This is a genomic window from Rhizobium tropici CIAT 899, assembly GCF_000330885.1.
GTDB lineage: Bacteria > Pseudomonadota > Alphaproteobacteria > Rhizobiales > Rhizobiaceae > Rhizobium > Rhizobium tropici.
Genome location: NC_020059.1, coordinates 761,491 through 783,015 on the forward strand (window position 1 = coordinate 761,491; position 21,525 = coordinate 783,015).

A 21,525-nucleotide genomic window follows, 5' to 3' on the forward strand; every position below is an offset into this window, starting at 1 on the left:
TAAGCATCGAAAATGCCTGCCAAATTTCGTCGGCGCAATTGAAAAATGCGGTCAGGCCGTACTCTGTCTCAGGCAGGCGTTTTCGGCGCGGATGCGGATCGCAAGAATGATGCCGTTGAGCAGCGAAAAGATCGCGGCGTAAAGCGGCATGCCGAAGGCAAGCGGCAAGACAGCGATCTCGCCGACGACGACGGCATAGTTCGGATGGCTGAGGAAGCGATAGGGTCCTTTGGTCACCAGCGCCGCGCGGGGCAATATGATGATGCGCGTCGTCCAACGATCCCTCAGTGTCGCCAGTACCCAGAGGCGCAGTCCCTGCAGTACCATGAAGAGCAGGAACCAGACGAGATCGACAGGCCGGCCGATGGCGAGCAACCACAATCCGATCAGCCAAGCTGCGTGCATCGCCACCATGAAGGGATAGTGCTCCGGCGCATATTCCCGAGCGCCGCGGTCAAGGAGCGCTGCGGTATTGCGCCTGGCATAGATAAGCTCCGCCAGCCGCTGCAGCGTCACGAAGGCCAGAAGCGCGATCGACGGCCACAGCATCAGGCGACTCTCCTCAGGGTAATACAGCTTGCCGAAAATCCTGGCCCCATGGCAAGCAGGGCGGAACGCTCCGGCAAGCCGGCCGCAATGGCGCGCTCCAGCACGAACAGTATCGTGGGCGAGGACATGTTGCCGTAGTCGCGGATCACCTCGCGTTCGATTTCGAGCGAGCCTTCTTCAAGGCCGAGCGCGCTTTCGAGAGCCGCCAATACCTTGGCGCCGCCCGGATGACAGATGAAGCGGTCGATATCGGAGATCAAAAGCCGGGATCGCTCCAGAATGCCGGCAACGGCGCTCTTGAGATGCGTCTCGGCAAAGACCGGCAGTGATTGTTCGAGGATGATGCCGAAGCCGGTGTCATCGATCTTCCAGCCCATGATGCCGAGGCTGTCGGGGAAAAGATGTTCGCCCGTCGATTCGATCTCTGCAATTCCGCCTTCGCCGGCCCGCAGCACGCAGGCCGCTGCTCCATCGCCGAACAGTGCCGTGGCAATGATGTTGGGCCGTGTCAACTCGTCCAGCCGAAAGGCAAGGGAGCAGAGTTCGATCGAGATAAAAAGAACAACGGCGCTTGGCCGGCTTCGTGCCATCTTCGTTGCGACCGCAAGACCGGATACGCCGGCTGCACAGCCGAGCCCGAAGACCGGCACGCGCTCGATATCGCTGCGGAAGCCCATCAAGCCGGCCAGCCGCGCGTCGAGGCTCGGCGTCGCAAGTCCGGTGGAGGAGACTGTAACAACGCAATCCACATGCCGGGCCTCAAGACCGGCGCGTTGCAGCGCTGCAGTCGCCGTCCGGCGGAAAAGCTCCGAGGCCACCTCGGTATAGGCGGCCATGCGGTCCTGCCAGCCATGTGGTTCTTCGAACCAGGAAAGCGGCCGCGCCACATGGCGCTTGCGGATGCCGGTGCTTTCGAACACGCGGGCGAGATATTTGAAATCTTGAAAGCGGCTCGAGAACAGACGGCCCGCGGTCTCGGCTGCGTCGGTCTGAAGGATGATGTTGTCGGGCGTTGCGGTAGCGACGCTTAGAAGTTTGACGGTATCGGTCACGAGTTTCTCCTGCGCCCTTGAGGGGCGTGGGATGAAAACACGTGGTGAGGGTGGTCTATTCGATGCCGTAGCAGTCACGAAAGAGTGACGACGTCCCGGCTTGGGATGCGCCGAAAAAATTTTGCGCATCGTCCGAATAAAAGATGCCGATGGTGTGTTCTCCCCTCGCAACGTTCATTTTGCCAAGGAGACATTCCATGACGACCAAAGCAATTCGCCTGGCTTCCATCGCTCTCGGCGCAAGCCTGACCCTCGGCGCTTTCGCCATCCCGGTCTTTGCTGCCGGCGACGATTCCAGCACGACGCCGACCTGCAAGAAGGGCGAGATCTACGACCAGAAAACGAAGAAGTGCGTCAAGCAGCAGGGCGCCAACGTCACGGACGAAAACCGCGCGGATTATGCCTACTCGCTCGCCAAGAAGGATCATCGCTACGAGGAAGCACTGGCGGTTCTCGACACGATGAAGAATCCGAATACGGCGGAAGCGCTGAACTATCGCGGCTATGTTACCCGCAAGCTCGGCCGCACGGACGAAGGCATTTCCTATTACCAGAAGTCCGTCGCCATGGATCCGAAGTACACGCTAGTTCGTGAATATCTCGGCGAAGCCTACGTCATCAAGGGCCAGATGGACCTCGCCAAGGATCAGCTGAGCACGATCAAGACGCTCTGCGGCAACACGAGCTGTGAGGAATATCGCGATCTCCACGCCGCGATCATGAATCCGTCCAGCTTGTGATCGCAGGTCAGCGCCGGGGATAAAGACGAGAAGCAGGGAGCTTTGCGAGGGATATGGGAGTGATGCCAGTCGCTCGTGGCGCAATTTCCGCTTATAGTCTGACGGCAACGGAGCCGCCAAAAAGATCGGCGGCTCCCGGGCATGCGAAAGTGGCGGAGGATGTCATAGCGAGCGAAGAGGATATCAGGGCGGGACTGTCCCAGCATCTGACGCGGCTGTGGCGCTATGGTGTGGTGCTGTCGCGTCAGCGCGACGTGGCCGACGATCTCGTGCAGGCGACCTGCGTCAGGGCTCTGGAGCGAGCGGCTCAGTTCACATCGGGTACGCGGCTCGATCGCTGGCTCTTTGCCATCCTGCATTCGATCTGGCTGAACGAGGTCCGCTCGCGCCGCGTGCGCATGGGGCAGGGCTTTGTCGATGCCGACGAGACGCTGGTTTTCGACGGTGCTCGGGAAACCGAAACGCACATTTTGGCTGGGCAGGTGTTGCAGCGCGTTCAGGCTCTGCCGGAGGCTCAGCGCACTGCGGTGTTCCTGGCCTATGTCGAAGGGCTTTCCTATCGCGAGGTGGCTGACGTTCTTGATGTGCCGATCGGGACGGTCATGAGCCGGCTGGCGGCGGCGCGGGCGAAACTCGCCGAGGGCATGGGAATGGCGGCTGACGGAAAATCGTCCGGAGGTGAGCGACTGGGGAATGGAAATGAGTGAATTGCATAAAGGACAGATGCCCTCGGACGAGCAGCTCACCGCCTTCATCGATGGTGAGCTGAATGTCTCCGAGCGCGAGCGGATCGAACGATTGATCGCCGACGATGAGCGCGTGGCGGAGCGATTCGATTTTCTGTCGCGCAGCACCTTGCCCTTCGCAGAGGCATTCCAGCCGATACTTGCCGAGGCTCCGGCTGCGAGGCTGGATGCCATGCTTGCCGGCATTCCCTCGAGAGAGGAGAGCAAAGCCAGCACTGCCGGCATCGGCCGTCGCGGTTTCCTTGCGGCTGTCGCCGCAAGTTTCGTCGCTGCCATTGCCGTCGACCGTGCCGTGATCGGCATCGGCCACCGGCTTTCGAAACCGGATGAAGATACGGAATGGCGTGCCGTAGTGGCGGAATATCTCTCGCTCTATACGGCGGATACGCTGAGCGCTCCGGCCGGTGATCATGCGCAACAGGTTGCGCAATTGAATGAAGTCGGTGCCAAATTGAATCTGTCGCTGGCGCCCGAAGCCGTCGCCATGCCGGGTGTCGAGTTCAAGCGTGCTCAGATCCTGAATTATGACAGCAAGCCGCTGGCTCAGATCGCCTATCTCGATCCTGAAAGCGGTCCCATGGCGCTCTGCATCGTCCGATCCGCCAAGGGTGCGGCGGCGCCGGACATGGAAAATCGCAAGGGCATGAATGTCGTCTATTGGTCGAGCGCCACCCACGCCTTCATGCTGATCGGCCATGCGCCGATCGACCGGATGGAGCAACTTGCGGCTGATGTCAGGGCGCATCTGGTCGCCTGAGGGCTGTTTGGCGCGCGACTAAAATGGCGTGATTCAAAAAGAATTTGGCGAAAACCCATCCTGCTGGTATTCTTTGCCCAACGAAAATCGAACGAGCGCCAGCAGCATACCTTCAGGGGCCTTGCGCGGCGCGGTGGAAAAGATACGTGAGTGACCCCGACAGCGGCCTAGCGCCGCAGGCAGACGGGGCGTCGGCAGCAGAGCGCAGGAAGGGTAAATCCTCCCGGCGCGCGAAGCGTAAGCGCGGTCACGGCCGTCCGAACGCTCATTCTGCGGAGGCCGCCCAGGCAGGCAAGTCCAGCCAGGTGGCGCAACGCCCAGCAGAGGATGAGGCCGGCTTACCGGCCAAAAAGCGCAAGCGCCGGCGCCGTGCGCGCGCAGCCCAAGGTGGTGCGCAGCCTGCTTCCCAGACACAGCAGCTTTCGGCACCGGCTGAGCATCGTGCCTCGCCGGATCATGGCCATCCGTCTTCGCATAAAAGCGGCAAGAACCGGCGCAAGCATCGCAGCAAGCGTGGCCTGCAGGGCCGGCCTCTGGTGCATGAGAAAGTGGCGCAGATCGTCGCTCCTGCCAATGCGCCTTCGAACGCGCATGCGCCAGTGGCCCATGACGAGCATCGCCAGATCAGGCAATCGCCGCCGCGCCGTGAAGGGCAGGGCCAACATCACCACTATGCCGACGCCGATTCCCGGCCACTCGACCTCTATGCGGCCCTCGACCTCGGCACCAACAATTGCCGCCTGCTGATCGCGCAGCCGACCCGCCCCGGCCAGTTCCGGGTGGTCGATGCCTTTTCGCGCATCGTGCGCCTCGGTGAGGGGCTCGGTGCCAGCGGACGTCTGTCGAGCGATGCCATGGATCGCGCAGTGGAGGCGCTGCGCATCTGCGCGGCCAAGCTGAAGACGCGCGAAATCCGGCGCATGCGGCTGATCGCGACCGAGGCCTGCCGCGCCGCCGACAACGGCGAGGCATTCCTTGCGCGCGTGACCGAAGAGACCGGATTGCAGCTCGAAATCATTGATCGCGAGACCGAGGCGCGGCTTGCCGTTTCCGGGTGCTCCTCGCTGGTGGGACCGGAGGCGCGCTCCGTCGTGCTGTTCGATATCGGCGGCGGCTCCTCCGAAATTGCCGTCATCCGTATCGGCGAGAATCGATCCAGCCGGCTGGCCAATCACATCACCCATTGGACCTCGCTGCCCGTCGGTGTCGTCACGCTCTCCGAGCGGCATGGCGGTCGCGACGTGACGCCTGAGCTGTTCGAGACGATGGTGTGCGAAGTCCAGCGCATGCTCGAGCGTTTCGATTGCCCGCCGGTACATGGCGCAGCACGCGACAGCGGCGACTTCCACCTGATCGGGACTTCGGGCACGGTAACGACGCTTGCCGGCGTTCACCTCGATCTGCCGCGCTACGATCGGCGCAGGGTCGACGGTGTCTGGCTGTCGGATGACGAGGTGAGCGCGATGCAGGCGAAGCTCTTGTCCTGGGATTTTGCCGGCCGCGCCGCCAATCCCTGCATCGGGCCGGATCGCGCCGATCTGGTGCTGGCAGGCTGCGCCATTCTGGAGGCGATCCGCCGCCGCTGGCCGAGCCCGCGCATGCGCGTTGCCGATCGCGGCCTGCGCGAGGGATTGCTGACCGACATGATGGCAGACGATGGCGTTTGGCGGCGGGGCCGCTTGCGCCGGGGTCATCGACCGAGGGATATGAAGGGGCCGCAGACGTGACCAAGCCAACCATCGCCGGCAACCGCACGGGCCGCAAGCTCGGCCAGCGCGTCAAGAAAAAGAAGCTGAAGGCTTCGTCGCGCCAATGGCTGCAGCGCCATATCAACGATCCCTATGTGCAGCGCGCCCAGCTTGAAGGTTACCGTGCCCGCGCCGCCTTCAAGCTGCTGGAGATCGACGAGAAGCATCAGATACTCAAGGGTGCTCGCCGCATCATCGACCTGGGTGCCGCTCCCGGCAGCTGGTCGCAGATCGCCGCCAAGGTGACCGATTCGACCGAGGAGGATATCCGCGTCGCCGCGATCGACTTCCTCGAAATGGCGCCGATCCCCGGCGTCAGCATCCTGCAGCTCGACTTTCTGGAGCCGGATGCGCCGCAGCGGTTGATCGATGCGGTCGGAGGTACGCCCGATCTGGTGCTGTCGGATATGGCCGCGCCGACGACCGGTCATCACCGGACCGATCACCTGCGCACGATGCACCTCTGCGAAGTGGCAGCCCATTTCGCCGTCGAGGTGCTGGCCGAAGGCGGGCATTTCCTCGCCAAGACCTTCCAGGGCGGCACGGAGCGAGACCTGCTGACCTTCCTCAAGCAGAATTTCCGTCAGGTCGTCCATGTAAAGCCCGGCGCATCCAGAGCCGAGTCGGTGGAAATGTTCCTGCTGGCGAAGGGCTTCAAGGGCCGGAAGCCCGAAGGCCAGACGGAAGAAGAGCAATCTGCCGCCGACCGCTAAATCCGGCGATCCTCGATCGCTAAACTGACGAAACCCTCATTGCGCTGCCGTTTGGCTGAAGCGTAATGAGGGCTGGACCATCACTTTGCGGCTGTCTGCTCCACCTGTGGCTGCAGCGCTGCGACACGCTTGAGGCCGGCCTTGTGGCCGGAAACCATGGCCCCTGCGCTGCGATCCATCCGGATGAATGGGATGGTGGCAACGACGGTCAGGATTGAAATGCAGAAGAACGCGATATGGAAATCGCGAACCTGCAGCTGCGTGCCGCTGAAGAAGGTCGAGGCTTCCAGGATCATGGCGGCGACGGCAACGCCGAGCGCCAGGCTGATTTGCTGCATGACCGAGCTCATCGACGTCGCCTGACTTGCCTGCTTGTCGGTTATATCGGCGAAGGCGAGCGCATTGATGCCGGTGAAGAAGAACGAGCGCGAGAAGCCGCCGATCAGCAGGATGCCGACGATGATGAGGTGCGGCGTCCACGGCTGGAAAAGACCGGTGCAGATCGTTGTGACTGTCGTAACGGCAGCAGCCGAAAGCAGCGCCGTTTTGAAGCCGACGGCGGTGAAGACGCGGCGTGCGATGAACTTGGTAGAGATCGCACCGATCGCGCCGGCAAAGGTGATGAGACCGGACTGGAACGGATTAAGGCCGAAGCCGAGCTGCAGCATCAGCGGCGTCAGGAACGGCATGGCGCCGATGCAGATGCGGAACAGCGTGCCGCCCGTCACCGAGGCGCGGAAGGTGGCGTTCTTCAGCAGCGTGAGATCGAGGATCGGCGCCGGGTGTCGGCGCGCATGGCCGATATAGAGGAAGCCGCAGACAAAGCCAATGATAACAGCCGAGATGCCGATATAGGGCGGCAGCGCCGGCAGGCTGATGACGGACATGCCGAAGACGACCCCGGAGGCGGCAAAGGACGTCAAAAGGAAACCGATGACATCGAGCTTCGGCGGCTTGGTCGCTTCCACCTCAGGCAGGAAGATTGACGCCAAGATCACGCCGAGGATGCCGACGGGAACGTTTATCAGGAAGATCCAGTGCCAGGAGGCATAGGTGGTGATGAAACCGCCGAGCGGAGGACCGGCAAGCGGCCCGACGAGCGCGGGGATGGAAAGCAGCGCCATGGCGGAAACCAGGTCGCTTTTCTGCGTGGTGCGCACCAGCACGAGGCGCCCGACCGGAGTCATCATCGAGCCGCCGACGCCCTGCAGGAAGCGGGCGAAGACGAATTCCAGCAGGCCGCCCGAAAAGGCGCACATGATGGAACCGATGACGAAGACGCAGATGGCAACACGGAAGATGTTCTTCGCGCCGAAGCGATCCGCCATCCAGCCGCTGATCGGGATGAAGACGGCCAGCGACACCATGTAGGAGGTCAGGGCCAGCTTGAGCGTGATCGGGCCGACATGGAGATCGTTGGCGATGGCCGGCAGCGCTGTCGCGATGACGGTGGAATCCATCTGTTCCATGAAGAGTGCGACGGCGAGGATCAATGGAACGATGCGATTCATAGGCATCCGCCTCGATAGGTCTGTCTGCGGTAAGGCTGTCGCCCACTGCATAATTCCTTAAATCGGAATCGATTTAAGGAATTATGCAGCAGATTGAAGGTGCTGCAGCCGCCTTTGCGCGTTACATGCGACGCGCAGCGCTGTAGTGCAATCAGTTGCTCTGTAGTCCTATGCGAGGCCGCTGCCAATCCCGGATCTTGCTCCATGAATGCTTGGGGATCACGTCTTCGTGACGGCCGCCGTCGCTGGCGCTGAACACAGGGTTTGACATATGCTAAGAGCATGTAAATGCTAAACGCATAAAACATCGTTCGGTGTATTAGCGGATTCGGATCGTCTTGTCATGACCAATTTTCGGTCAAGCGGCATGTGTTCCAGGGCCGTTGCTGCCGACGACGTCGATAGGCGCAGCTTACGTCGCGCATCAGCATAAGGAGTAAGATCATGACGGCCGTCCTGCCCCCGGATACGCATCAGTTCAAATTGGGATCCTGCACCATCACCGTCGTCAAGGACGGCGCCAGCATCATGGATAATCCCTGGGAGACCTTTGGCTCGAACCAGGCCCCCGATACCGTTCGCAAGCTGCTGGAGCAGAATTTCCTGCCGACGGAAAAGCTCGTGAACAGCTATGCGCCCGCCATCATTGATACCGGTTCCGACGTGATCGTCGTCGATACCGGCTTTGGTGCAGCCGGACGCGCGCGTGGCCTGGGCCGTTTTCGCGAGGGGCTGAAGGCCGCCGGCTACACGCCGGAGCAGGTCACCGTTGTCGCACTCACGCATCTGCACGGCGATCATATCAACGGATTGATGGAAGAGGATGGTCCGGCCTTTCCGAACGCTCGCTATGTCGCCGGTGAGATCGAATACGGGTTCTGGACCGACAGGGCGCGTGAGGGAACACCGGCGGAAGGCGGCCATAAGGCCGTCCTCGCCAATGTCGTGCCCTTCGCCGAAAAGATGACCTTCCTTGGGGATGGCGACCAGATCGTCAGCGGCATGACCGCCATGCTGGCGCCCGGCCACACCCCTGGCCATCTCGTTTTCCACCTGGAATCCGGCGGCAGGCAGCTCGTCATGACCGGCGACACCGCCAACCATTACGTCCTGTCGCTCGGCCGTCCGGACTGGGAAGTGCGTTTCGATCTGGACAAGCCGCAGGCGGCCAAGACCCGCCGCCGCATCTTCGACATGATCGCCGCCGACCGCATCCCTTTCCTCGGTTTTCACATGCCTTTCCCTGCTGTTGGCTTCGTCGAAAAGCAGCCGGAAGGTTTTCGCTATGTGCCGAAGAGCTACCAGTTCGATGTATGAGGATTGACGGTCTGAGAAGAAGCCTGCGTGCCCGGCATGTCTGCTGGGTACTTTTTGCTATTCCCTTCCTGTCATAGACGTGTTACCAGCCCTCGCCAACTTCCAAGCAACACTTGCAAGATCGCCCGGTAGACGATTCGTTCCGGGCTTTCCTGTTTTTCACAGACGAAGGAATTGGCCATGGCACGCATCATTGAAACGTCAACCGGGTTGGATGCTCTGACATTCGACGACGTGCTCCTGCAGCCGGGACACTCCGAGGTCATGCCGGGACAGACGAATATCGCCACCCGCATCGCCCAGGACATCGAGCTCAATCTCCCGATCCTCTCCGCCGCCATGGACACTGTGACGGAAAGCCGCCTTGCGATCGCCATGGCTCAGGCCGGCGGCATGGGCGTTATCCACCGTAATCTGACACCGGTGCAGCAGGCCGAAGAGGTCCGCCAGGTCAAGAAGTTCGAAAGCGGCATGGTCGTCAATCCGGTCACCATCGGTCCGGACGCAACACTTGCCGAAGCGCTCAGCCTGATGAAGGCCCACGGCATTTCCGGCATCCCGGTCGTCGAAAAGTCGCATCGTCTGGTCGGTATCCTCACCAATCGCGACGTCCGTTTCGCCTCCGATCCCGAGCAGAAGATCTACGAGCTGATGACCCGCGAAAATCTGGTCACGGTCAAGGATGGTGTTCAGCAGCATGAAGCCAAACGCCTGCTGCACACGCACCGCATCGAAAAGCTACTTGTCGTTGACGCTGACAGCCGTCTCGTCGGCCTGATCACCGTCAAGGATATCGAGAAGTCACAGCTGAACCCGCATGCTTCGAAGGATGCCCAGGGCCGCCTTCGTGCCGCAGCCGCCATCAGCGTCGGCGACGATGGCTATGAGCGCGCCGAGCGCCTGATCGACGCCGGCGTCGACCTTCTGGTCGTCGATACCGCACACGGTCACTCGCAGCGCGTTCTCGATGCCGTCACTCGCGTCAAGAAGCTGTCAAACTCCGTCCGAATCATGGCCGGCAACGTCGCCACCTATGACGGCACGCGCGCGCTGATCGATGCCGGTGCGGATGCCGTCAAGGTCGGTATCGGCCCCGGTTCCATCTGCACGACCCGTATCGTCGCCGGCGTCGGCGTGCCGCAGTTGGCCGCCATCATGTCGGCGGTGCAGGCTGCGCAGGATCAGAACATCCCGATTATCGCCGATGGCGGCATCAAGTTCTCCGGCGACTTGGCAAAGGCGATCGCCGCCGGCGCATCCGCCGCCATGATCGGTTCGCTGCTCGCCGGCACGGATGAAAGCCCGGGCGAGGTCTATCTGTATCAGGGCCGCTCCTTCAAGGCCTATCGCGGCATGGGCTCTGTCGGTGCCATGGCACGTGGCTCGGCGGATCGTTACTTCCAGGCCGAGGTCCGCGACACGCTGAAGCTCGTGCCGGAAGGCATCGAAGGCCAGGTTCCCTACAAGGGCCCTGTCTCCGGCGTGCTGCATCAGCTCGCAGGCGGCCTCAAGGCAGCCATGGGCTATGTCGGCGGTGCCGATCTCAAGGATTTCCAGGAGCGCGCCACCTTCGTGCGCATCTCCGGCGCGGGCCTGCGCGAAAGCCATGCCCATGACGTCACGATCACCCGCGAAAGCCCGAATTATCCCGGCGCAGGCGGCTGATCGATGACAGATCGCGCTTTGGACAACGCCAGGTCCTTACTGCATAATTCCTTAAATCGTGATCGATTTAAGGACAAAATTATGCAGCAGATTAAAAGTGCTACAGCGACCTTTGCGTGTCATATATGACACGCGGCGCTGTAGAGGGCCTGGCGGCGATCCTCGCGGCTCTTTCCCTCGCACTTTTTGCCTGGATTCAGGCCGGCTTCGTCAGGGCATTCAGCGATGCCGCAGCCGGCCAGCAGATGCTCGATGCGCGTATCGGCGGCTATGAGAGCGAAGACGTCATCGCCATGTTGCGCTATCTCAGGGATCATCCGGATCCGGCCGCGATCCTGCATTCGATGTATCTCGGGCCTGAGCTGATCTTCCCGCTGGTGCTGGGTGGATTGTTGTTCTGCCTGATGCGGCTGGTCGGCCCCGGCGGCTTTTTCTTCGGCCGGCCGATCCCACCCGGCGCGACCGCAGTCATCTTCTGCCTGCCGATCTTCTACACACTTGTCGATTATGCCGAGAATATCGCCGGCCTGATGCTCTATCCGCCGGCAACGCCCTCCGATGCGACGGTATCGCTGCTGGCGGGCCTGTTGCCCATCATCGTCAGGCTGAAATTCCTGACGCTTGTGGTGACGGTTATTCTGCTGGCCCGCTTTGCGATTTTTCGCTACCTCTCGCCGGACGGCACGCGGCCGTCCTGATTGTTCCTATCAGTTTTCGGAAGTTCCAAAGGAGTTGGCGGCGTGACAGGCTACGAAATATTCTGGCCCATGATGGCGCATGCGGTACTGGTCTTCATCCTCTATGCACTCCTCGGATGGCGCCGCCGCGCGCTGGTGAAGGCCGGCCGCATTCAGCTAGCGCAATTCCGCGAAAACCACACAGCCGACGAACCAGCGGAAAGCCTGGTGGTGCGAAACAGCCTCGCCAATCAGTTCGAGCTTCCCTTGCTCTTCCATGTTGGCTGTATCGTCCTCTACACCGCTCAGGCGGATAATCTGCCGGCCGTAATCCTCGCCTGGATCTTCGTTGCCACGCGCTACGCTCATGCTTTCGTGCATGTGACGAGCAACGATCTGCGCTATCGCAGTCCGCTCTTCGCTCTCGGCTTTGCAGCCCTGGTCTGCATGTGGGGCTGGCTTGGCATTTGGCTCGCCTTCTCCTGAGACTGCCCGGTATTGCCGCAAGCCGCAACCTGCGGTAACGCGTTTGTGTTTTTCCTTTACCGTTACGCCGACATCGGTTGACCTATCTTGTCAGCGGGTGGCCGGTCGTTTGTTGCCTGCTGCCGGGGAAACAGGGAGAAGAGGATCATGAGCACGGAAAAGCCGATCGTGACGCAGGCGATGATCAACGCCTATGACGAATACACGCATCTGACGCTCGACCGTCGGGGCTTCATGGAAAAGCTTACCAAGCTAGCAGGCTCGGCGGGCGCCGCCGCTGCCATCGCGCCGCTGCTCGCCGCCAACAAGGCAAGCGCTGAGATCATTGCCGTCGATGACAGCAGGCTGGACGCAAAAGATGTGGCGTTCGCCGGCAGCAAAGGCGAGATCAAGGGCTATCTCGTCCGCCCGAAGGATGCGGCCGGCAAGCTCGGCGGCGTCATCGTCATCCACGAGAATCGCGGCCTCAACCCGCATATCCGCGATGTCGCCCGCCGCATGGCGCTGGACGGTTTCGTGGTGCTGGCGCCCGATTTCCTCTCCCCGCTTGGCGGCACGCCCGAGGATGAGGACAAGGCGCGCGACATGTTTACCAATCTCGATCTGGCATTGACGGCCGCTAACGCCGAGGCGAGCCTGACCTATCTCGCCAAGACGGATGGCGCCAACGGCAAGGTAGGTGCCGTCGGCTTCTGCTGGGGCGGCGGTCTTGTCAACCGTTTCGCGACCATCTCGTCGGAGCTGAAGGCGGGCGTTGCCTATTATGGCGCGCAGCCGCCCGCAGGCGACGTGCCTGACATCAAGGCTGCCCTCTTGTTGCATTATGCCGGGTTGGACGACCGCATCAACGCCGGCATCGAGGCCTATCGCAAGGAGCTGCAGTCAGCCGGCAAGACCTTCGAGATCTTCGTCTATGAAGGCGTCAATCATGCCTTCAACAACGATACCTCGGCTGCCCGATACGACAAGAAGGCGGCCGATCTCGCCTGGGGCAGGACAGTCGATTTTCTGAGGAGGTACGTGTCCTAGAACGACACGGATTTAGGGTGGGAGGTCACCGATTATTGGGGACGAAACCATGTTTCGGCCCCGGTTCCAGACTGCGAGCCGCCTCCTAAGTAATGATTAAAATTGGACTTTTCCCATTTACGCGCATTGAACACGTCGGATGTCATAGCGTCTGCGCGCTTGAGCGCCGTTCAGCGTGAGAATGAAACGGGAAGAGCATGAATCCGGATAATCCCGACCGTATTAACTTTCGAAAGAGGCCGCAGCAGGAGCGAAGCATCCAGCGTGTCGATGCCATCCTGTCGGTTGCGGCCGCGCTGATCGCCGAGAAGGGGGTGAGCGCGATGAAGATGACCGAGCTGGCTGCGGTTGCCGCAATCCCGATCGGCTCCGTCTATCAGTATTTTCCGGACAAGGCGGCGATCGTCCGCGCCTTGCTCGAGCGGCATTCCAGCCGCATCCGGCAAAAGGTCAGAGAGGCTTTTGCCTTCGTGGCGTCGCTCGATCATGCCATCGAGCTCGTCTGCACCATGATCGACTGGTATTATCGCGAGTTTCGCAGCGATCCCACCTATATCGGTGTCTGGCTCGGCACGGATATCGACAGGGATATCCTCCAGCTCAACATACAGCACAGCAATCGCGTCGCCGAAATTTTCCTGGAGAGCATCCGACCTTTCCTGCCGGCTGAAAGTCGCATCGACCTTGAGGCACGCACGCAGCTGTTCAGCCATCTGATCGGCGCATCCATCCGCTTCGCCATCGTGAGCGAGGACGAGATGGCGCGACGTATGCTGCATGAATGGAAGCAGGTGATCCGCATTACCTTGCTGGCAGAGCCGGCGCAGTAACGATTCCTGAAAGCGATTGGCTGGTGATCCCCGAGCTCACCAGCCCGGCAGAATGTGCCCGGCGCGCAGTCGCGGATAAAAGCGCGTATAGGTTTTCACCTCGCCATCGAGATCGTCATCCACCGCAGCCGGCGTGATGTTGTCGAGGCAGGCCGAGATATGGGCGGTGATGGCGTTCATCAGCGATACGGACAAGCCGGCCCGCTTCATGATGCCGATCTGCACCGGCGGCAGCGGCGGGAAGCCATCGGCCTGGGTCAGCACTTTCATGCCGGTCCTGAGCGCCGATTCCGGCATGACCGAAACCGCCATGCCGGCGAGCACGGCCGCGGCGACGACGGTGCAGGACCAGCTGGTGAACAGGATCTGATAGTCGCGGCCCCCGGCGTCGAGCGCCGAACAGGCAAGCTGGCGCCACTGACAGTCGCGCCGCCCGACCGCGAGCGGAATGGGCGCATCGTCGCGCAGCGGATGATTGGCCGAGCCGACCCAGCAAAGTGGTTCCGTTCGCACGACATCTGACATGCGTTCACGCGGATTGTGGGTGACGAGCGCAATATCGAGTTCGCCGCGATGCATGCGCTCGGCAAGGTCGACCGAGGGTTCGCAGACGATGTAGAGCTCGACATTCGGGTGCGTCTTGGCGAAGCGGCCGATGATTTCGGGCATGTAGCGGTCGGCGTAATCGTCCGGCGTGCCGATGCGCAGCGTACCCTCGAGCCGATTGTCGTCGAAAGCCGCCATCGCCTCATTGTTCAGGCGAATGATGCGGCGGGCATAGTTCAGCAGCTTGTCACCTTCCGCGGTCAGGCGGTTGCCGCGGCCATCCTTGATAAAGAGTTGCTTGCCGACGCGCTCTTCCAGCCGCCGCATCTGCATGGAGACGGCCGATTGCGTCTTGAACACACGGTCGGCTGCCTTGGTGAAGCTTCCGGAATCCACGATTGCGATGAAGGTCTGCAACTGATCGATATCAAGCGGCGCGGACATGGGCTCACCTATAAAGGAGTTTGATAGTTATCATTAGAAACATTCGTTGGACTGATCAATAGGGCTTTGGCATCTTCTGAATGCAATTCAGCATACCAATCGAACAGAAACACCTGTCGAATTCCTCCCGGCCTACGCCCCTTTTCCGGATCATCGGAAAGGGGCTTGGCTCGCGTGTGCCCAAAGAAAGGAACACGGAAATGCGCACGACAGATCGGACCCTTGACCTCGGCCTAGCAACGCCATCGCTGTCGCTGACGGCACGCGTAGTGCTTGCTTTGAGCAATGTCGCATCGATCTGGCGCGCAATCCGAAATCGTAAGGAAATCGAATATCTGAATGAGCTGAACGACACTCAGTTGAGCGACATCGGCCTCACCAGACAGGATTTGAACGCCGCGCTGACCACCTCGACCTTCTTCGGGGATCCGTCCGGCCATCTCACCAATTCCGCGCGTCGCTGCGCGCGCCTCTCCGCCTTCAGCAGCTTTAGAGGCTGATGGCGGACGATAGTTTCCCCGCAGGGTGATAGCCAATAAGCCCTGCCTCTTTCCCGGTGTTCGGCCCAAGGGCCAACACCGGGTTTTTTCTTTCTGAAGACCGGGTTTTCGTCATGGATCACGCGCGGGCAAGTTGCCTCCTGCAGCAACTGTCTTATCTAACGACCTCATCCGAACAGCAGGGAAGCAATGATGGCAACGGTGATCTTCTTCCATTCCGTCTACGGTCTGCGCTCGCTTGAGCATGAGGCTGTCGAACGGGCGCAAGCAGCCGGGCACAAGGCTTTTGCGCCGGATCTCTATGATGGGCTGATCGCCCGATCGATCGACGAGGGCTTCGAATTCAAGGACGAGATCGGCTGGGAATCGATCTGCGAGCGCGCCGAATGGGCGCTGGCCGGGCTGCCGGCCTCGACCGTATTGGCCGGGTTTTCAATGGGAGCCGCCGTCGCTGCCAGCCTCTGGCCTAAGCGAGAAAAGACCGCCGGCATCCTGTTCTTGCATGGCATTGCCTCCATCGCCGACAATGCCCGCAAGGGCCCGCCCTTGCAGCTTCATCTGGCCGATCCCGATCCGTTTGAACCGGAGGAAGACGTTGCCGTCTGGCGGCAGGCCGTCACCAAGTCTGGCGTCGCGGCAGAGATTTTCCGGTATCCGGGCGGTGGCGGCCACCTCTATACCGATGCCAGCCTGCCCGATTATGACGCCAAGGCCGCCGATCTCACCTGGAAACGTGTCATCGACTTCCTTGACGCCATCGATGGCAATGCGTGAAATGCCTGCATCTTCACTCGCAGGACTTGAACTGAAGATACTGCGCGCCTAGTTTAGGAGCATCGTTGATACCAACAGGATGTGTGCAGCAATGGATTCCACCTCGACCGCAATGCCGTTCAGCCTTGCCATCGAGGACATTCTTGTTCATGCCTATATCCATCGTTTTATCCGATCTTTCGTGGTCCACGCCTGACGGCCGGCCGCTTCTTTCAAATCTCGATCTGAGCTTCGGCGCCGAGCGCTCCGGCCTTGTCGGACGCAACGGCGTCGGCAAGACGACGCTGATCAAGCTCATCTCCGGCGAGCTGCAGCCGCAATCCGGCAGCATCTCCTTCAATGGTCGTTTGGGCATTCTGCGCCAGAGCGTGCAAGTGCACGCCGAAGAAACCGTTGCCGATCTCTTCGGCGCGAGCGAAGCCCTTGCGGTGCTGAAGCGGGCGGAAGCCGGCGAGGCGACCAATGACGAACTCGCCTCGGCGGATTGGACACTCGAGGGGCGCATTGCCGCGGCCCTTGATCGTGTCGGGCTCGACGTCGCCCCGGAAACGCCTCTCGTGACGCTATCAGGCGGACAGCGCACGCGTTGCGGACTTGCTGCCCTCATTGTCGACGATCCCGATTTCTTGATCCTCGACGAACCCACCAATAATCTCGATCGCGACGGCCGCGACGCGGTGATCGATCTGCTCGCAGGCTGGAGGGCAGGCGCCATCGTCATCAGCCATGACCGTGAGCTGCTCGACACCATGGATGCGATCGTCGAACTGACATCGCTCGGCGCCTCCCGCTATGGCGGCAACTGGAGCCAATATCGCGAACGGAAGGCGCTGGAGCTTTCCGCGGCCGAACATGATTTCGCCGAGGCGGAGAAGCGTGTCGCCGAAGTGGAACGAAGTGCGCAGGCCGCCGTCGAGCGGCAAGCGAGGCGGGACAAAGCCGGCCGAAAGACGGCGGCAAAGGGCGGTATTCCGCGCATCATGCTCGGCGGTTTGAAGGAGCGGGCCGAAATGACGAGCGCCGAAAAGACGCGGCTTGCCGAACGCCGCCGTGGCCAGGCCCTGCAGGATGCCGCCGCGGCTCGCGAAAAGATCGAGGTCCTGCAGCCCCTAACCGTGAAACTGCCGACATCAGGATTGCCGGCAAACAGGATCGTCCTCGGGATGGAAGGCGTCACCGCTGGCTACGAGCCAGAGCGGCCGATCCTGCGCGACTTCAATTTCATTATGACGGGGCCGGAGCGTGTTGCCGTCACCGGGCCGAACGGCTCGGGCAAAACGACACTGCTGGCATTGGTCTCCGGCGCGCTAAAACCCGGGAGCGGCACGGTGCGGGTCGTCCATTCCGCCCTGCTGGATCAGCGAGTGAGCCTGCTTGATCCATCCCTGTCGATCCGCGATAATTTCCGGCGGATCAACCCGGATGCGGACGAAAATGCTTGCCGAGCCGCCCTGGCCCGCTTCATGTTTCGGGCTGATGCCGCGCTGCAGATCGTCTCCAGCCTGAGCGGCGGCCAGCTTCTGCGAGCCGGACTTGCTTGTGTCCTTGGCGGCGCGGTGCCGCCTTCACTGCTGATCCTCGATGAACCAACCAATCATCTGGATATCGACTCCATCGCCGCGGTTGAAGCTGGGCTTCGGGCCTATGACGGCGCGCTTCTGGTTGTCAGTCACGACGAGGTGTTTCTCAACAATATCGGCATAGAGAGACGGCTCGAATTGCCTGCCCGAGCCGTCTCGGATCGATGAGGAGGCGCCTCAGGCGTGGCTGGTGCTGGCGATGCGATCGAGTTCTGCGATCGCATCCTCCGGCAGCTTGAGTTCAGCGGCCGCAATATTTTGCTTGAGATGCGCAGGCGACGAGGTGCCTGGGATGAGCAGGATATTCGGCGCGCGCTGCAGCAACCAGGCAAGCGCCACCTGCATTGGCGTCGCATTCAACCGGGCAGCGACATCGGAAAGCGCCGAGGATTGCAGCGGTGTGAACCCACCGAGCGGGAAGAAGGGCACATAGGCGATGCCGTCGCGTTCCAGTTCATCGACCAGTGCATCATCCGTGCGCTGCGCCAGATTGTAGAGGTTCTGCACGCAGACGATCTCGGTAATCCTGCGCCCTTCGGCGATCTGGCTTCGCGTGACGTTGCTGAGCCCGATGTGACGCACCAGACCCTGCCGCTTGAGCTCTGCAAGGGCGGTTAGCGGTGCCTCGATCGAACCCTCGGTCGGGTGATGCGGATTGATCATGACACGAAGGTTCACGACATCGAGCACCTCAAGCTGCAGATTGCTTAGATTGTCGTGCACCGCCTGCTTCAGCTCATCGGCGGAAAAGGCCGGCAGCCAGGAGGCATCAGCGCCGCGCCGCGCGCCGATTTTGGTGACGATGACGAGATCGTCTCGATAGGGATGGAGCGCTTCCCGGATCAGCCGGTTGGTCACATGCGGACCGTAGAAATCGCTGGTATCGATATGGTCGACTCCGGAGGCGATGGCTTCGCGCAGAACCGTGAGTGCCGTCTCGTGGTCCTTCGGCGGGCCGAACACGCCGGGGCCTGCAAGCTGCATGGCGCCGTAGCCGAGCCTTTTGACCTTGAGGTTACCGAGAGTGAAGCTGCCGGATTGATCGATGCTGGACATGGCTATCTCCTTTTCAAGATGAAATAAGAAATAGGCTCAGTCTTAGTGTGTGATAATCGGGTGCAATCCGCACGGCCTGTGCGGAATTGCGAACAATAAAACGGAATACGACCAGCCGAGCGTCACTTCCGTTCCGGCGCTGGCTTATCCTCGGTCTTCAAATAGCTGTCGAAGATCGCTTCCATGTTCTTTTGATAATTCTTCTGCACTTCGAGGCCGCTGTCGAACATGGCGTTGAACATCTCGGTATAAGCAGCCATGTCGATGCCGGCGGCAGGCTTGGCCTTCGGCTCTTCCTTCGGCGGCTCTGCCGGCATCGGGAAGTTCTTCATCATGTCCTGGAACGCCTTGGCGAAGGGATTGTCGAAGAAAGGATTGGTCGGCGCCGGCTTCTCGCGCTTGACCGCATCGGCGCCGAACATCAGCTCCATCGCCTGGGTGAAAGGATTGTCGAAGATGCTCGCCTGCGGCGTCGGCTGCTGCTTGGGCGCAAAGCCGATGCTCTGCAGCCAGCCCTGCATCATTTCGCCCATATCGGTGTTGAGAAAGGGATTGGTCATTTGCGGGATTTGGCCGCTTGTTTCCTTGAACAGGCCGCCCATTAGGGTATCAGCCATAGCGGGCAACATGCGCTTGTAGATTTCCTGCCCGATGCCGGTCATCTGCGCTGCCTGCGCCGCGATCGCGCGGGAAACGTCTTTGGAACCGAACAGCCGTCCGAGCACCGCATTGCCGTCGGCAATGCCCTCGGGCGTAAAGGCCTTGGTCATATCCTCGAAATATTTAGCATAGGAGCCCGAGCTGATGTCCTGCATCACGCCCAGGAAATTATAGGGATCGGTGGCGCTGCGCTTGAAGCCGGAGGAAAAGGCCGGCATCAGCGCGGCCATCGCCTTCGCCGCCTGCTCCTGCGCAAGACTGAACTGCTTGGCCATGGCCTCCGTGGCGGCGCCATTCTGTGCCTGCATCATCATGTCGAAGAGTGGCAGCATCGAAGTCCCTTTCCCCGCTAGAGCGTGATGCCGAAAAGTGTAGGCGGTTTTCGGATGACATCACGCTCTACTTCTTTGATTCTAGAGCGGATTCAGATTTTAGGTCGATTCGACCTAAAATCATCCGGCTCTAGGAGGCCGCTTCGGAATCACGCGGCGCTTGCTTAAAGCAGTATAGCGGGAAAAAAGGGTGCGCCTACCGGTTTCTGTTCCGGCTCGACCGGGTAACGACAGCAGGCAATCGCCTATCAATACTGATATTCCTCGAAGATCGGTTCGACAGACTGGTTCCAGCGGCCATTGTAGAGCATCAGCAGATCGTCAGCGAGCGTACCCTTCTTGGCAAGCACCTCGTCGAGCGGCGAAAGGAAGACGGTTTCGTCCTGGCCGTCGCCATTCAAGCGATTGCGGTTCTTCAGGCCAAGGCGCGAAATGCCGACCACTTCGCGTGCAATATCAAGCAGACCGTGGCCCTTGATGGAAGCCTTCAAGCCCTGCGCCGGCACCGCATCACGCAGTGCGTTGACCTCCTGGAAGTTCCAGTCCTTGGTCAGCTCGTCGGCCGCCGTCAGCGCCTCTTCGTCATAGAGCAGGCCGACCCAGAAGGCCGGCAACGCACAGATGCGGCGCCACGGGCCACCATCTGCGCCGCGCATTTCGAGGAAGCGCTTGAGGCGAACGTCCGGGAAGAGCGTCGAGAGATGGTTCGTCCAGTCACCCATCGTCGGTTCCCAGTCGGCGATTTCGCCCTTCAGCGCTCCATCCATGAACTGGCGGAAGGTGACATGCGTACAGTCGTGATAACGGCCGTCGCGAACGACGAAATACATGGGAACGTCGAGCGCCCACTTCACATAGTCTTCGAAGCCGAAATCGTCGCGGAACGTGAAATCGAGCAGGCCGCCGCGGCGGTTGTCAGTATCTTTCCAGATTTCGCCGCGCCAGGAGGAAAGCCCGTTCGGCTTGCCCTCAGTGAAGGGAGAGGAGGCAAAGAGCGCCGTTGCCAGCGACTGCAGTTTCATCGACACGCGCATCTTGCGGCGCATATCCGCTTCCGAGGAAAAGTCGAGATTCACCTGGATGGTGCAGGTGCGATACATCATATCGAGACCCATGGTGCCGACCTTCGGCATGTAGCGGGTCATGATGTCGTAGCGCGATTTCGGCATGCGCGGCGTTTCGGCAAGGGTCCACTTCGGGCTGCCGCCGACACCGAGGAAGCGGATGCCCATCGGTTCGGCGATCTCGCGCACCGTCGCCAGATGATTGTTGGATTCCTTGCAGGTCTGGTGGATGGTTTCGAGCGGCGCGCCGGAAAGCTCGAACTGGCCGCCCGGCTCGATCGAGATCGCGCCCATGCCCGTGGGTTCGCCGAGCCCGATGATGTTGTCGCCATCCATGATCGGATCCCAGCCGCACTTCTTCTGCAGTCCCGTGAGGAGCGCGGAAATGCTGGCTTCGCCGAAATAGGGGACCGGGCTGTTGTCGGCGCGGAAAAACACGAATTTCTCGTGCTCGGTGCCGATGCGGAATTTCTCCTTCGGCTTGTTGCCGGCAGCCAGATAGGCCGTCATTTCCGAGACCGAGGAGAGCGGAGTCTGGTCGGTGGTATCGCGCGCCATGGTATTACCTTAGATCTCGGAGAAGAGCCCGCGCCAGCCGCAGGTCAATTGGAGGGTGATTGACGCGGATTGACGTACGGCGCAAGTGAATTTCTTTCAAGGGTCGTTCAAAAAAATAGGATTTCATGTCTCGCAAGTGCATCACGCCAGTGGCTGACACAAGCATATTTGCACAAGCGTTCAAGACGCTT

General features: G+C 60.9%; 21 protein-coding genes. 14 read left to right on the forward strand and 7 right to left on the reverse strand.

The annotated features are described in order from the left end of the window. Positions 1-51 precede the first annotated feature (51 nt). Complete coding sequence (locus tag RTCIAT899_RS03675; protein ID WP_015338881.1) at positions 52-549, reverse strand: isoprenylcysteine carboxyl methyltransferase family protein; 498 nt, start codon at positions 547-549, stop codon at positions 52-54. Then, on the reverse strand, positions 549-1,601 hold the full coding sequence (locus RTCIAT899_RS03680; protein WP_015338882.1) for a type III polyketide synthase: 1,053 nt from the start codon (positions 1,599-1,601) through the stop codon (positions 549-551). Before RTCIAT899_RS03680 ends, RTCIAT899_RS03675 begins: the two co-directional genes overlap by 1 nt. 197 nt (positions 1,602-1,798) lie before the next feature. On the opposite strand from RTCIAT899_RS03680, the gene RTCIAT899_RS03685 reads away from it, so the two are divergent. The 5 genes from RTCIAT899_RS03685 to RTCIAT899_RS03705 all read left to right on the forward strand — a co-directional run bounded on the left by RTCIAT899_RS03685 (position 1,799) and on the right by RTCIAT899_RS03705 (position 6,305). After that, positions 1,799-2,341: a tetratricopeptide repeat protein gene (locus RTCIAT899_RS03685; RefSeq protein WP_015338883.1), complete on the forward strand. Its 543-nt coding sequence runs from the start codon at positions 1,799-1,801 to the stop codon at positions 2,339-2,341. A 62-nt stretch (positions 2,342-2,403) separates the two neighbouring features. Continuing rightward, positions 2,404-3,048: an RNA polymerase sigma factor gene (locus RTCIAT899_RS03690; RefSeq protein ID WP_041677226.1), complete on the forward strand. Its 645-nt coding sequence runs from the start codon at positions 2,404-2,406 to the stop codon at positions 3,046-3,048. Continuing rightward, entirely contained in the window at positions 3,041-3,844 is an 804-nt protein-coding gene (locus RTCIAT899_RS03695) for an anti-sigma factor family protein (RefSeq protein WP_184461857.1), read from the forward strand. The genes RTCIAT899_RS03690 and RTCIAT899_RS03695 overlap by 8 nt, the downstream gene beginning before the upstream one ends. A 146-nt stretch (positions 3,845-3,990) precedes the next feature. Further along, positions 3,991-5,571 (forward strand): Ppx/GppA phosphatase family protein, encoded by a 1,581-nt coding sequence (locus RTCIAT899_RS03700; RefSeq protein WP_041677227.1) that lies wholly within the window; start codon positions 3,991-3,993, stop codon positions 5,569-5,571. Then, positions 5,568-6,305: an RlmE family RNA methyltransferase gene (locus RTCIAT899_RS03705; protein ID WP_015338887.1), complete on the forward strand. Its 738-nt coding sequence runs from the start codon at positions 5,568-5,570 to the stop codon at positions 6,303-6,305. The genes RTCIAT899_RS03700 and RTCIAT899_RS03705 overlap by 4 nt, the downstream gene beginning before the upstream one ends. 80 nt (positions 6,306-6,385) lie before the next feature. Here the strand turns inward: RTCIAT899_RS03705 and RTCIAT899_RS03710 are convergent, their stop codons facing one another. Further along, positions 6,386-7,816 (reverse strand): MFS transporter, encoded by a 1,431-nt coding sequence (locus tag RTCIAT899_RS03710; protein WP_015338888.1) that lies wholly within the window; start codon positions 7,814-7,816, stop codon positions 6,386-6,388. A 444-nt stretch (positions 7,817-8,260) separates the two neighbouring features. On the opposite strand from RTCIAT899_RS03710, the gene RTCIAT899_RS03715 reads away from it, so the two are divergent. The 6 genes from RTCIAT899_RS03715 to RTCIAT899_RS03740 all read left to right on the forward strand — a co-directional run bounded on the left by RTCIAT899_RS03715 (position 8,261) and on the right by RTCIAT899_RS03740 (position 13,820). Continuing rightward, a complete protein-coding gene (locus RTCIAT899_RS03715) occupies positions 8,261-9,133 on the forward strand; it encodes an MBL fold metallo-hydrolase (RefSeq protein WP_015338889.1) in 873 nt (290 codons plus the stop codon). 180 nt (positions 9,134-9,313) lie between these two features. Further along, positions 9,314-10,798, forward strand: coding sequence for an IMP dehydrogenase (guaB, locus tag RTCIAT899_RS03720; protein WP_015338890.1), 1,485 nt, complete (start codon positions 9,314-9,316; stop codon positions 10,796-10,798). A gap of 125 nt (positions 10,799-10,923) precedes the next feature. Next, a complete protein-coding gene (locus RTCIAT899_RS03725; RefSeq protein ID WP_015338891.1) occupies positions 10,924-11,496 on the forward strand; it encodes a hypothetical protein in 573 nt (190 codons plus the stop codon). Positions 11,497-11,538: 42 nt separating this feature from the next. Next, positions 11,539-11,961 (forward strand): MAPEG family protein, encoded by a 423-nt coding sequence (locus RTCIAT899_RS03730; RefSeq protein ID WP_041677229.1) that lies wholly within the window; start codon positions 11,539-11,541, stop codon positions 11,959-11,961. A 147-nt stretch (positions 11,962-12,108) separates the two neighbouring features. Beyond that, positions 12,109-12,990, forward strand: a complete 882-nt coding sequence (locus tag RTCIAT899_RS03735) for a dienelactone hydrolase family protein (RefSeq protein ID WP_015338893.1) — start codon at positions 12,109-12,111, stop codon at positions 12,988-12,990. Positions 12,991-13,187: 197 nt separating this feature from the next. After that, positions 13,188-13,820 carry a TetR/AcrR family transcriptional regulator gene (locus RTCIAT899_RS03740; protein WP_015338894.1) on the forward strand — a complete coding sequence of 211 codons (633 nt, stop codon included), beginning with the start codon at positions 13,188-13,190 and terminating at the stop codon, positions 13,818-13,820. Between the two features lie 36 nt (positions 13,821-13,856). On the opposite strand, the gene RTCIAT899_RS03745 is transcribed toward RTCIAT899_RS03740, so the two are convergent. Then, positions 13,857-14,810 carry a LysR substrate-binding domain-containing protein gene (locus tag RTCIAT899_RS03745; RefSeq protein WP_015338895.1) on the reverse strand — a complete coding sequence of 318 codons (954 nt, stop codon included), beginning with the start codon at positions 14,808-14,810 and terminating at the stop codon, positions 13,857-13,859. Positions 14,811-15,010: 200 nt separating this feature from the next. Between RTCIAT899_RS03745 and RTCIAT899_RS03750 the strand changes: the two genes are divergently transcribed. From RTCIAT899_RS03750 to RTCIAT899_RS03760, 3 genes are all read left to right on the forward strand, one after another. Beyond that, the gene (locus RTCIAT899_RS03750) at positions 15,011-15,310 is read left to right on the forward strand and encodes a DUF1127 domain-containing protein (RefSeq protein ID WP_015338896.1); all 300 of its coding nucleotides are present in this window, start codon (positions 15,011-15,013) and stop codon (positions 15,308-15,310) included. Positions 15,311-15,502: 192 nt separating this feature from the next. Further along, complete coding sequence (locus RTCIAT899_RS03755; protein WP_015338897.1) at positions 15,503-16,084, forward strand: dienelactone hydrolase family protein; 582 nt, start codon at positions 15,503-15,505, stop codon at positions 16,082-16,084. 149 nt (positions 16,085-16,233) lie between these two features. Beyond that, complete coding sequence (locus RTCIAT899_RS03760; RefSeq protein ID WP_015338898.1) at positions 16,234-17,832, forward strand: ABC-F family ATP-binding cassette domain-containing protein; 1,599 nt, start codon at positions 16,234-16,236, stop codon at positions 17,830-17,832. 9 nt (positions 17,833-17,841) lie between these two features. Here RTCIAT899_RS03760 and RTCIAT899_RS03765 read toward each other — a convergent pair whose 3' ends face one another. The 3 genes from RTCIAT899_RS03765 to RTCIAT899_RS03775 form a co-directional block, all read right to left on the reverse strand. After that, positions 17,842-18,720, reverse strand: coding sequence for an aldo/keto reductase family oxidoreductase (locus RTCIAT899_RS03765; protein WP_015338899.1), 879 nt, complete (start codon positions 18,718-18,720; stop codon positions 17,842-17,844). Positions 18,721-18,842: 122 nt separating this feature from the next. Next, positions 18,843-19,712 (reverse strand): DUF937 domain-containing protein, encoded by an 870-nt coding sequence (locus RTCIAT899_RS03770; protein WP_015338900.1) that lies wholly within the window; start codon positions 19,710-19,712, stop codon positions 18,843-18,845. Positions 19,713-19,960: 248 nt separating this feature from the next. Continuing rightward, positions 19,961-21,334 carry a glutamate--cysteine ligase gene (locus tag RTCIAT899_RS03775; protein WP_015338901.1) on the reverse strand — a complete coding sequence of 458 codons (1,374 nt, stop codon included), beginning with the start codon at positions 21,332-21,334 and terminating at the stop codon, positions 19,961-19,963. Between the last annotated feature and the right edge of the window lie 191 nt (positions 21,335-21,525).

Coding starts and splice junctions, on each gene's coding strand:
- RTCIAT899_RS03775 (WP_015338901.1), bottom strand. CDS start 21,334: ATGGCGCGCGATACCACCGACCAGACTCCGCTCTCCTCGGTCTCGGAA.
- RTCIAT899_RS03760 (WP_015338898.1), top strand. CDS start 16,234: ATGCCTATATCCATCGTTTTATCCGATCTTTCGTGGTCCACGCCTGAC.
- RTCIAT899_RS03695 (WP_184461857.1), top strand. CDS start 3,041: ATGAGTGAATTGCATAAAGGACAGATGCCCTCGGACGAGCAGCTCACC.
- RTCIAT899_RS03770 (WP_015338900.1), bottom strand. CDS start 19,712: ATGCTGCCACTCTTCGACATGATGATGCAGGCACAGAATGGCGCCGCC.
- RTCIAT899_RS03745 (WP_015338895.1), bottom strand. CDS start 14,810: ATGTCCGCGCCGCTTGATATCGATCAGTTGCAGACCTTCATCGCAATC.
- RTCIAT899_RS03765 (WP_015338899.1), bottom strand. CDS start 18,720: ATGTCCAGCATCGATCAATCCGGCAGCTTCACTCTCGGTAACCTCAAG.
- RTCIAT899_RS03725 (WP_015338891.1), top strand. CDS start 10,924: ATGACACGCGGCGCTGTAGAGGGCCTGGCGGCGATCCTCGCGGCTCTT.
- RTCIAT899_RS03710 (WP_015338888.1), bottom strand. CDS start 7,816: ATGAATCGCATCGTTCCATTGATCCTCGCCGTCGCACTCTTCATGGAA.
- RTCIAT899_RS03675 (WP_015338881.1), bottom strand. CDS start 549: ATGCTGTGGCCGTCGATCGCGCTTCTGGCCTTCGTGACGCTGCAGCGG.
- RTCIAT899_RS03755 (WP_015338897.1), top strand. CDS start 15,503: ATGGCAACGGTGATCTTCTTCCATTCCGTCTACGGTCTGCGCTCGCTT.
- RTCIAT899_RS03750 (WP_015338896.1), top strand. CDS start 15,011: ATGCGCACGACAGATCGGACCCTTGACCTCGGCCTAGCAACGCCATCG.
- RTCIAT899_RS03690 (WP_041677226.1), top strand. CDS start 2,404: ATGCCAGTCGCTCGTGGCGCAATTTCCGCTTATAGTCTGACGGCAACG.
- guaB (WP_015338890.1), top strand. CDS start 9,314: ATGGCACGCATCATTGAAACGTCAACCGGGTTGGATGCTCTGACATTC.
- RTCIAT899_RS03735 (WP_015338893.1), top strand. CDS start 12,109: ATGAGCACGGAAAAGCCGATCGTGACGCAGGCGATGATCAACGCCTAT.
- RTCIAT899_RS03715 (WP_015338889.1), top strand. CDS start 8,261: ATGACGGCCGTCCTGCCCCCGGATACGCATCAGTTCAAATTGGGATCC.
- RTCIAT899_RS03740 (WP_015338894.1), top strand. CDS start 13,188: ATGAATCCGGATAATCCCGACCGTATTAACTTTCGAAAGAGGCCGCAG.
- RTCIAT899_RS03685 (WP_015338883.1), top strand. CDS start 1,799: ATGACGACCAAAGCAATTCGCCTGGCTTCCATCGCTCTCGGCGCAAGC.